Consider the following 11,182-nt stretch of genomic DNA (forward strand, 5'->3'; position numbering starts at 1 on the left):
GATTTGATTTACATTATAAGGATAGTATCGCGATCGCTTTCTTTAGCTTACCGAATTTAGATTACAATTATTGATTCACTCTTCGCGTCCCTAAAGATTATGGCAACCAAAAGTTAGGTAGGATAGATTTGCTCAAGTCACGCAAAGTTTGGTTGAGCGATCGCGCCACTTGGATATGCACTTCATCCTCTTCTACAGCTAAAATCTCAGCTGGCTGACCTTCTCCCAAATAAGACACTACCAAATTCGCTGCCTCCAAACCAGTAACATAAGCCTTTTCCTGCGACCAGGAACCATGACGGTTCACAATCCAATCCCCACTCATAAACACATTCTCAAAGCTTGTCTTGGCGGGCAACATATAACGATAGCTGCCAGGTGCAAAGTGAGTTACCGCTTGAGGTAGCCGAATTACACTGCTATCAATAATCTTTGCCTCCCGAAAGGCTGGTACGCAAGTTGCTAAATAACCTTGAACGATTGCTAAAATCTCCTCATCACTCAAATTGAGAAATTGATTTGCGTGATAGAAATCAGCTTCAATCACTGTTCCCGGCTCATCCCGATATTCATCATGTAGAGCATTCAAATCAAAAAACGTCCAACCTGTACTTGCGTCGAATCCAAAACAAGCATTAGAAGGACGAGGAATATCAATTTTACGGTCAAACCATATTCGCGTGGCTAAAACATCAATTGCTCCTAAATTGCTCAAATTACGGAATTCTTCACGACTTTGTAAACTAGGGCTAGTTGAGACAATTTTCTTCATCCCGGTGATTCCAACCGCAAAAATTACGGCATCTGCTTCAATTACTTCATCACCACAAACCACACCCTTAACTTGATTACTATTAACAATTAAGTCTGTAACCCGACGCTTAGGCAATACTCGCGCACCAGCTTTTTCAATTCGTTCCACCCAAGGACGAAATATCTTTTCTCCGACAGTTCCCCGACACCAAACCACATCAAAATCTGGTTGATGAGCCAGAATAAAAAAGTAAAGCATCCCTAAAGTTGCGGCGGCTGAACACTGTTCGCCAGGGGCAAATAAGCCCACTAATAACATCGGTTCAAAAGCATCGCGGTAAAGTCGCGCAGCAACGTTAAAGTCTTTGAACAATTCACGGGCAGTTACAAAATCATAGCGCCGCCAAGCTGCATCGGAATTATCAAAATCAACGACAGCATAAAGTAAAGGTAGGGCGCTAAGACGGTCAATTAGTGGCAGCCGTTTAAACTGAGTGTAGAGAAAAGTTCCCAGTGGCGAGGGTAGTCGCGGTAAGTCTTGAAAAATTGGTGATTCAACTTCCAAACCTGCTGGCGAATATTGCGAAGAACGAGTCCAAGTAGTAAAAGGATTAATTTCTAATTCATTGATTAGGGAAAAAATATTTTTGTAAGGATACCAGAAGCCATGAATGCCAGCTTCCACAGATTTGCCGGCTGCCGTTTGCCAACCTGCCACCAATCCACCAGGATAGGGGCCTGCTTCCAGAAGTGTCACATCATAACCTTGTTTTGCCAAATGGTAAGTTGCTCCTAAACCAGCCCAACCAGCACCTACAACTACCACCCGTTTTTGTTGTAACCCTCCTACCATCACAGCCTCCAATTGTTGCAGTCTCTCAACTAATGTATACGAACTTGTGTTGCGATCGAGCAAGGGTTGTCATTATAGCGGTTTTTACTTGGATGCAATAGGCTCTTTGCTAGCAGATTCCATCGAATTTAAAATAGTTATAAACTTGAAAAAAGGCTTAGGGAAAGCCGTTCAGTAAAAATCACTTGCGGTTAATGCTGAGTTAAGAGTATAACAGAAAACAGAATTCACTATTGATGAGGATAATCATAATGTCTCAATTAGCAAATGTAAAATCCAGTCTAAATGACTTTGAATTACGAGATGGAATTTATTTTCCTAGCGACTATGAACAATTAACTAATACTCAACATAAAAAAACATGGGATGCAATTGGTAAAACATACTATGGTTCCCAAAAAATTGAAAAAGTTGTAGCAACATCACCCATTAAACAAGATTACACTCTGCTAACTGGTACACCTGGAGGTACTTGGAACAAATTTCCGTTGAATAAATCTGTCGGTTCTATTCTAGAAATTGGTTCTGGTTATGGTCGCGCACCTTTACATCTTTCTAAAGCGAAAAATCTGAAATGTGAAAAATATTATGGCATTGATATTTCTGAACCTCTATTGCGGAGGTTAGTCAAGGTTAAACAAGAATACAATTTTTTTCCAGAAGCGGAATTTAACTTGATTTGCACTTCTGCTGAGACATTGCCTTTAGAAGATAATTCTATAGATTTGGTAATTTCTAACTGCGTTTTTATGCATATCCCAGATGCACAATTAAGAAATTTATTGGCTGATATATGTCGTGTGCTAAAACCGGGCGGAATTTTTGTTTTTAATCATTCCTTTCACAATAAGTCCTGTCCTTCTCATATTATCCATAATTTTATCAGAAGGCTGAACCCATTTGTGAGAAATCCGGTTTATCTCAAGCAATATTCAGCTGCTGAAATAGAAGAAATGTTAGCTACTGCTGGAATGAAAGCGAAGTGTCCACAATACATTGTCGAACCAACCGCAGAATATGCGATTTTGCCGGAAACCATCAAAGGGATTCCGGTGCCATTTGCTAATGCTATCAATAGGAGTCTCAAGCCATCCGATAATTTAAAAGAAACTTTGGCTTACGGTTTTAGTGCGTACAGTACGAAACTGGATTAATTAAGAAACTCTCTGATTGTCACAATCAATTGAATACAAATAATCTACAAAAGCACAACATTGTTGTGCTTTTACTTTTGTAATAAATGCCTTTTAATTACAATAATTATCCATAGATGATTATAATATCGTGTCTGATTGATTAGTTATAATTCAATACGCTTGGTTTAAGGGTTATTGGCGTAGTCTTTCTGCAATAAATCACGTCTTTACATCAAGGTTTTGGGCTTATCTGAACTGTATTGATTTTTAAATCAAAACCTTCTCGACGACAAATAATGTCATAGTAAACTAGAGATTTAATAGATTGCCAAAAGGGCATTAATATTATGCTAGTGATTAAATTTAAAATTATCAGTAGTAATGTACTGATAAACACTTTATTTTCATTAGCCCAATCTCCAGATAACAATAAGGAGATTAGTTGTATTAAAATGTTGAATCCTTTACTATAAATCAACCATCCTAAAATTTGTATAGGCAAAGTAATTACAAATGATATAAATATAATGGCAATAATCCGCCATGTTAAACCCTTGGTTAGTTGTCTACTTCTCTTAATTGCGCCAATGAAGTTAGTATCATCTTCTATTGCTAGAGGTAAATCAGTAATGAAGAAACGCGAGTAAAACCACAGAGGGCTGAAATAAACAGCTATAGCTATAGGAATAATGATGATTCTAAATATAGTATTGTCAAAGGGATTTGCTTGATTGATTGGTTGAGATATGGTACCAAAGATTGTTGCTAATATTCCATATATTATTCCAGCAATTATTGAAATTCCAATGTAAAAAATAAAAAATTGTAGTAAACATATTAATATAACTAGAATTGCAGTTATGAGAAATTGCCAAAATCTTTTTTTAATCTGAATTTTTGCAAATTTTGAACTTTCTGGTTGAGCACTAATTTCACTAAACGCTAAACGGGAAATTAAACCAGCGAACGCATAAAATTTTGCCCAGCCATAAATCGGGACTATTAGCCATAAATGGGCAAATAATGACAGGCGAGAAAATTTTTTGAAATTTGAACGATATAGATAGCTAGCAAGGCTAACAATATTACCAATATTAAACTGCTGCGTAAGATTTGGAAGCATAGGAACTAGGGACTAGAGATTAGGGATTAGGAACTAAGAGGATGTTTTAAAAGTTGAAACCAGTCAAAAATTATGCAAGTCGTCTGATCGTAATACGAATCATGGCAATATAGATGAATGTCTCTGAGGTTTCAGGAAGGCGTTCATAATCCAATACAGTTCAGCAAGCGCTAAAAAGCTTATTAGTGATGTTAAATCTCCAAGCTTCGACTCGTTGTTGAACCTGATATGACTTATAGTTACGAAAGATTTAAGGTTGCCCAATAAAGATTAAATTCGCCAGAACTTGTACTTTTGTTAACTCGCGCACGAGACGTTGAGCTTGATATTTATAAAGTGGTATTGGCAATACTCTAGGCAAATTATTCATCCATTTCTTAGCATCAGTTGAACTACATCCCGTAATCAAAACTATCTCTTCAGTGCCATACATAATGGCATTTGTAGTTAGAGCTTTTTCAATCTGCACTTGCCAAAGGCGAGGTAGCATTTCACCCCATTCAATTCGCTGCAAACTACTGCTTGTGGCTAAAACAATCAAGCGATCGCCAGCATCAAGCTTAACATCATACCAGGGCATTAAAGAGTAATTGTCTCGCTGATATTTCTGGTAGAGAATCGGTACAACGCTGTAGCCAGATGCTATTTCAGATAAAAGCAATCCATTCAAGGTATCGCCATCTTCAATTTTGTATTCCGTCACCATGACTATTTGCTCATTCAAGTGAAACAAGCTCAGAACATTTTCTCCAAAAGCAGCACAAGCAAAAACTTCTGCTGACAAAGCCGCGCCACATATAACTTGAGCATAAGGGAATAGAGGGGCGACATTATCACTAAATTGGCGGTCTTGAGAGCGGATAATCAAGGTAGTGGCGGGATTCATTGCATGAGCCATCAAACCAATTTCCAGATTTTCCATATTATCGTCCCCAACTAAAATGATGCTTTTAGCATGGGAGATATTCGCCTTAATGAGTGCTTCGGTAGTATTACCAACGACAAGGGGCATATCGGGTAAAGTTTCTTGGTCGAGAGTGGTAGGATGAATTCCTACTAACGGCTGGTTGAGTTCTTGCAAAAGAGCAGCTACTTTTTGTCCCAAGCGATTTAAGCCAATAATTATCAGATGGTTGCGTTGTGGTATTGGAGGGCGGGAATTGAAAAAAAGGAATCTTGAAGTGACGAGAGCATCAGTCAGCAATGCATATAATACTCCTACGAAAGCTTGACCTGTCAACGTCATTCCCAGGCTAAACAACCGCAACCACCAAGGGATATCGTCTGAAGGTTTTGATTGCGCTGCAAACTCAACACCGCCAAATAAATCTCCGTATCCTCCCAAGAGCAAAATTGCTGTCGCATAGAAAGCTTCTTGGATGCTGATATCAGGATAATATAAGCGGTAAAGAACTATTCCAACAAACCACAGGATGAGTACAGTAATCGCATAAATTGTTGCAATTCGCCGGATTTGATTTTGGCTTTGGTAGTAAGATTGCCAAAATTGCACTATTTTATCCTTGAGATTTTTCGCTGTGATGCCTTGGATAAACTGTTGCCACTGCCACTTTTGGTTATGAGATTGCCGACGTTGTTCAGAGAAAGCTAAATCGTATGCAACATCTATGTAAACTAGCGTGTCTCCTACCTGCACTTCTGCCTCTGGATTCCAGCCAAACAATTCTTTGATTGGGTTAGATGAAACAGGTGTATGACTCAAGATGCGGCGAGTTGTGAGATTGAGTCTATGTACTGGCTTGCCATTACACCAGCTATCCTTCGGTTGTACCTGGTGCTTTATCACTTGCAACAGTTGCCCTTCTAAGGTGAAATATCCAATAGCTTCAGAACCAAGGGCTGTCAGAGCGAAGGCATGAGCTGAAAGATGAGTAGGTTCAAAGGCAACAAAATTACCGAGATTTTCCCACAAGAGTTTGTTGAAATTTTGTTTGTCAGAACGTACAATCAAGCGAACGTGCGGATTAAGACGCCGTGCCGCAAAGGCAGCTTCTATATTTATCCGCTCATTTCTGGTTACTAAAAGTATTGAACGACATTGACATATACCTGCTTGCTCCAAAACACTTGGCTGGCGGCAGTCTCCTACGATCAACTTTTCTAGTAAGTTAGGTATTTCTGGGACTTCCCAATGTTCGGGCTGCACATCCTCTATGGCACTGACTTTAACATCGTATTCCTTGAGGATTGCAACGCAATGTTGCCCTAAACTTTTGAGTCCGCATACTAAGAAAAGGTCTTGGGGTTTTTTTTGATTGCTGCTAGGAGGGGGATGCACTTTCTGTTGACGGTAGTATTAGATACTGCTAACAGGATGTGTTTACTAGGGTTTTTACACTTCGGTAATTCCTAACAATTTTACCAGTTGGTTTCAAGATGAGTATCAAACGATCGTAAACCGTATCGAATTCTGATATTTGATACCCAACTGAAGGCGAATCTTGTTTAAAGTTTAGATAGTTTTTGGGATTTCCTTGATTGATTGTGATGTAATTTACCAACTTTTTCCAACATATTAAAGCTAAAGTTGGTAAATTAGGGATTAGTTGAGCTAATTCTTCCCTTTGCAACTATGCCATTGGATTTATCGCCTCTTTGGATATCACTCAAAACTTCATTACTTGCCACATTTATCACCTTCTTTTTGGGTATCGCTGCTGCCTACTGGATGCTGGGATATCGTGGCAAAGGTAAATCGTTGATTGAGAGTATCTTGATTGCGCCCCTGATTTTACCGCCCACAGTTGTCGGGTTCTTGTTACTGCTATTTTTTGGCAAAAATGGCCCTGTAGGGAAATTCATGGGGGCTTTTGACTTCACCATCGTATTTACTTGGTATGGTGCAGCGATCGCAGCCACAGTAGTTTCTTTCCCTTTAATGTATAAAACTGCACTGGGAGCCTTTGAACAAATAGATGGTAATCTGCTGCGAGTAGCTAGAACCCTTGGTGCAAATGAAATCACAATCTTTTGGCGCATCAGTTTACCCTTAGCACTACCCGGCATTGTCGCCGCCACAATGTTAGCTTTTGCCCGTGCTTTAGGAGAATTCGGCGCGACATTGATGTTGGCTGGTAATATTCCTGGACAAACGCAGACAATCCCAATGGCGATTTATTTTGCAGTGGAAGCAGGAGCAATAAATGAGGCTTGGTTTTGGGCGATCGCAATTATGGCGATTTCTCTCTCTGGAATTATTGCAGTCAACTTCTGGCAAGAACTGAGGGAAAGAAAGAGAGCAGGGGAAGCAGGGGAAGCAGGGGGAGAAATTCTCTACAACCCGCAATCTACTTTTGAATCTGGTGGATTGTTAGTCAACATTGAAAAAATACTTCCTAGCTTTGATTTAAAAGTTGCTTTCAGTACTGATGAGCAACCCTTGGGATTGTTAGGAGGTTCTGGAGCAGGTAAGAGCATGATTTTGCGCTGCCTTGCGGGGATAGAAACGCCGACAACCGGGCGCATAGTTTTAAATGACAGAGTTCTGTTTGACTCCGAACAAGGAATTAATCTACCCAGCCGCGATCGCCGCATCGGTTTTTTAGTGCAGAATTACGCTCTGTTTCCGCACATGAGTGTGGCGCAAAATATCGCTTTCGGTTTGCCCAAAAAACTATCGGCTGGGAGTATTCGGGTACAGGTTGAGGAGCAACTAATAGCGATGCAGTTGCAAGGATTAGGCGATCGCTATCCGCACCAACTTTCTGGGGGACAACAACAACGGGTAGCCTTGGCAAGAGCATTAGCAAGTCAACCGGAAGCATTGCTTTTAGATGAGCCGTTTTCCGCACTTGATACACATCTGCGTAGCCAATTAGAGCAGCAAATGACAGAAACTCTGGCTGGCTATCAAGGTGTGACTCTATTTGTCACCCATAATATGGAAGAAGCTTATCGGATTTGTCCGAATCTATTGGTATTGGAGCATGGTAGAGCCGTTCATTATGGCAGCAAATACGATATTTTCCAGCATCCTGCTACTGTGAGTGTCGCTCAACTCACTGGATGCAAAAACTTCTCCCGTGCTGTTCTCCAGTCATCACAACAGGTAGAAGCGATTGATTGGGATTGTACTCTTCAAGTAATTGAGCCAGTCACGAGCGAATTATCTCACGTCGGCATTCGTGCCCATCAGTTCATTTTTACCAACGACTCATCACAGGAAAATACCTTTCCCTGTTGGGTAGTACGAACAAGTGAAACGCCTCATAGAATGACATTATTTCTCAAGCTACATTCGGCTGGCAAGAATTCTCAAGATTATCATCTGCAAGCTGAAGTCTTTAAAGAAAAATGGGCGATGATGAAAGACAAACCTTTTCCTTGGTATGTGCGTTTAGATCCTCTGCGGTTGATTTTGATGGAATGAACGCAGAGATATATGTAACAGATGGCGTTGCATAAAATGCTTGTGGAGGGTTGGGTTATATCGTGTCTGGTAAAAGACTTATCATTAAGTGCGCAGGGGGGCAGAGGAGCAGGGGAGAGGGTTTTGTATTTTCTGCACAGATGTATCGAATCACAAGTAATTAGCCGGACATGATATTAGACTACAACATGAAACCGTCGTACTCTAGTTCACTGTAAAACAAGAATTGTATCGCCTAAAAAGCGATCGCTGCTGATATTTTGCAATTAGACCATACACTAGCGTACAAGTTAGAAAGTATGGGGTTAGCAAAACTAAATAGTAATCAATTGACTATAGCGATCCTAAATTATTTATGAAAAAAAATTATACTCCTTGAGTTGAGAAAATTCAAAAATTTGAAAATGGATTGATAGCTTAAATAATGCCTTTACTACAGTAAAAGAATGATTGTAAGAATAAAGTTATTCTTACAATCGCAAAATATCTTCTACAGGATTCTTTTGTGGTGCATTGGAGGCAAATCTGAAGCAGATGAGCAGCCATTGTTCTTTTTCAGGTTCAGGATTTAATGAATCTAGATAATCTTAAATTTGCTGCGAACGATTATAGCTTGCACCATCACAATTTTATCATCTATGGAGGTGCTCAAAGCGTTTAGACTCAGACAGGCTGAAATTATTGATAATAGTATCAATAAGGTTAATTTGGACATGAGCTTTAGAAGCGATCGCGAAATGTCTAATTGAACTTCAATGCCTGAAAGCTTTGTTCTCATTGGATTATAGAAAATATCAAGATTTTCAACTTAACCAGCAGAATGTGATTTTTTATGTAGTTTATAATAATTTATACGTATTACAAATCAGTAATTTTACTGTGGTCATCATTAGTTTTTGTAAATAGTCTTAGGTTGATTAGCTCGCCTGCGTTGCCAAAAGATCGTTGCTTTTGTTTGATTACTTTGTGATATGTAACCCAACATAATTAACGCTCTTTTATTACTCTCATTAGAGAATATTTAAAACCTTGTTTTTTCGAGCTTGGTTCCAAACAAGAGTTTTTTATATTTACCGAGCAAGCGAGACTTTGAAAAAGATTCAAACTCAGCATCTTTTTTCTCTCACCAGAAACATAAACACTGTGTATTTTGTAAGATAAATTATGTTGAACCCAAGACCTATCAAGATAGCTACCAAGTCTACTCAAAACCTGAATAAGAAAATTTCTGTTAATCGCCTAGTTTTCATCGATTCACAGGTGGACAACTACCAAACCTTGGTAACAGGTGTTTTGCAGAATACTTCTGTCGTAATTCTAGATAACGACCGGGATGGCATTGAGCAAATTAATCAAGTGCTGGCATTGCATCAGGGAATCAATAGTCTGCATATTGTTTCTCACGGCGCACCAGGACGAGTCTATTTAGGGAACAGTCAACTCAGCCACGAAACACTCAATCGTTATGCAGCGCAACTGATGGGTTGGGCAAGTGCGTTGAGTGCAGATGCACAACTGCTACTGTACGGTTGTGAAGTAGCTCAAACAGAGCAAGGCATGGCATTTGTCCAGCGCCTGAGCGAACTGACAGGTGTAGTAGTAGTGGCATCTGATAATTTAACGGGCAGTGCTGCATTAGGCGGTGACTGGGCACTGGAAGTGAACACGGGGGTAATTGCTCCTTCTTTAGCGTTCCAGCCAGAAGTTATGGCAGCCTACGCTTCAGTACTAGCTGTAGTACTTCCTGACACCAGCTTTAGTAGTGATGGTAAAGTCACTACTGATTTAGGCTTTATTGCTATTGATATCGGCCGCAGTGTTGCTTTACAAACCGACGGCAAAATTATCGTTGCAGGAGACAGCAACGGTGATTTTGCCTTAGTGCGTTACAATACTGATGGCTCGCTCGACACCAGCTTCAACAGTAATGGCAAGGTTACTACTGATTTAGGCTTACTCAGCATCGACATCGGTTACAGCCTTGCTATACAAGCGGATGGTAAGATTATCGTCGCCGGAACTAACGGCACTGACTTTGCTCTAGCACGTTACAACAGCAATGGCTCACTCGATACTAGTTTTAGCAGTGACGGCAAGGTTACTACTGGTTTCGGTCTTACCATCGACATCGCCCACAGCACTACTGTACAAGCAGATGGCAAGATTATTGTCGCCGGAACTGACGGCACTGACTTTGCCCTAGCGCGTTACAACAGTAATGGCTCACTCGACACTAGTTTTAGTAGTGATGGCAAGGTTACTACTGATTTCGGCTTACTTGCCATCGACATCGTTTACAGCACTGCTGTACAAGCAGATGGCAAGATTATCGTCGCCGGAGTGAGTAACGGTGACTTTGCCTTAGCACGTTATAACAGCAATGGCTCACTCGACACTAGTTTTAGCAGTGATGGCAAGGTTACTACTGATTTCGGCTTACTTGCCATCGACATCGTTTACAGTACTGCTGTACAAGCAGATGGCAAAATTCTCGTCGCCGGAGAGAGTAACGGTGACTTTGCCCTAGCACGGTACAACAGCGATGGCTCACTCGACACTAGCTTTAGCAGTGATGGTAAGGTTACTACTGATTTCGGCCTCCTTCCCAACGAAATTGCCTACAGCCTTGCTGTACAAGCAGATGGCAAGATTCTTGTGGCAGGAGTGAGCAACAATGACTTTGCTCTAGTCCGTTACAACAGCGATGGCTCAATCGACACCACTTTTGACAATGATGGCAAGGTCAATACTGATTTAGGCTTAGGCTTACTCACCCTTGACATTGCCTATGGACTTGTTCAACAGCCCGATGGCAAGATTATCGTCGCTGGAACTGACGGTACTGACTTTGCTGTGGTGCGTTACTTGGTTGACGAAGTTCCTACAGACTTGGGGTTGAGCCAATTAAATGTTAATGAGAACGTTGT

Annotated in this window: 6 protein-coding genes and 2 pseudogenes; 3 read left to right on the forward strand and 5 right to left on the reverse strand. The window is 40.5% G+C overall.

What is annotated here, in order from left to right:
• Positions 1-97: 97 nt before the first annotated feature.
• Positions 98-1,606, reverse strand: a complete 1,509-nt coding sequence (locus tag RMY64_RS02550; protein ID WP_322699220.1) for a hydroxysqualene dehydroxylase — start codon at positions 1,604-1,606, stop codon at positions 98-100.
• Between the two features lie 251 nt (positions 1,607-1,857).
• Between RMY64_RS02550 and RMY64_RS02555 the strand changes: the two genes are divergently transcribed.
• Positions 1,858-2,760 carry a class I SAM-dependent methyltransferase gene (locus RMY64_RS02555; protein WP_322699221.1) on the forward strand — a complete coding sequence of 301 codons (903 nt, stop codon included), beginning with the start codon at positions 1,858-1,860 and terminating at the stop codon, positions 2,758-2,760.
• A 214-nt stretch (positions 2,761-2,974) separates the two neighbouring features.
• Here the strand turns inward: RMY64_RS02555 and RMY64_RS02560 are convergent, their stop codons facing one another.
• The 3 genes and pseudogenes from RMY64_RS02560 to RMY64_RS02570 form a co-directional block, all read right to left on the reverse strand.
• Positions 2,975-3,865 (reverse strand): hypothetical protein, encoded by an 891-nt coding sequence (locus RMY64_RS02560; RefSeq protein WP_322699222.1) that lies wholly within the window; start codon positions 3,863-3,865, stop codon positions 2,975-2,977.
• Positions 3,866-3,935: 70 nt separating this feature from the next.
• A pseudogene (locus RMY64_RS02565) lies at positions 3,936-4,022 on the reverse strand (IS5/IS1182 family transposase); the annotation flags it as partial.
• A gap of 93 nt (positions 4,023-4,115) precedes the next feature.
• Positions 4,116-6,164 (reverse strand): potassium channel family protein, encoded by a 2,049-nt coding sequence (locus RMY64_RS02570; protein WP_322699223.1) that lies wholly within the window; start codon positions 6,162-6,164, stop codon positions 4,116-4,118.
• Positions 6,165-6,458: 294 nt separating this feature from the next.
• On the opposite strand from RMY64_RS02570, the gene modB reads away from it, so the two are divergent.
• Entirely contained in the window at positions 6,459-8,255 is a 1,797-nt protein-coding gene (gene modB, locus RMY64_RS02575) for a molybdate ABC transporter permease subunit (RefSeq protein ID WP_322699224.1), read from the forward strand.
• Positions 8,256-8,608: 353 nt separating this feature from the next.
• Here modB and RMY64_RS02580 read toward each other — a convergent pair.
• Positions 8,609-8,878, reverse strand: a pseudogene (locus RMY64_RS02580) (IS630 family transposase); the annotation flags it as partial.
• Between the two features lie 541 nt (positions 8,879-9,419).
• Here RMY64_RS02580 and RMY64_RS02585 point away from each other — a divergent pair.
• Positions 9,420-11,182 (forward strand): DUF4347 domain-containing protein (locus RMY64_RS02585; protein ID WP_322699225.1); only part of this gene is annotated, 1,763 nt, incomplete at its 3' end.

The sequence above is a fragment of the Nostoc sp. DedQUE08 genome, assembly GCF_034530895.1.
GTDB lineage: Bacteria > Cyanobacteriota > Cyanobacteriia > Cyanobacteriales > Nostocaceae > Nostoc.

Bases quoted from the DNA above. Each gene is read 5' to 3' on its own strand.
- RMY64_RS02550 (WP_322699220.1), bottom strand. From the start codon at position 1,606: ATGGTAGGAGGGTTACAACAAAAACGGGTGGTAGTTGTAGGTGCTGGT.
- RMY64_RS02555 (WP_322699221.1), top strand. From the start codon at position 1,858: ATGTCTCAATTAGCAAATGTAAAATCCAGTCTAAATGACTTTGAATTA.
- RMY64_RS02560 (WP_322699222.1), bottom strand. From the start codon at position 3,865: ATGCTTCCAAATCTTACGCAGCAGTTTAATATTGGTAATATTGTTAGC.
- modB (WP_322699224.1), top strand. From the start codon at position 6,459: ATGCCATTGGATTTATCGCCTCTTTGGATATCACTCAAAACTTCATTA.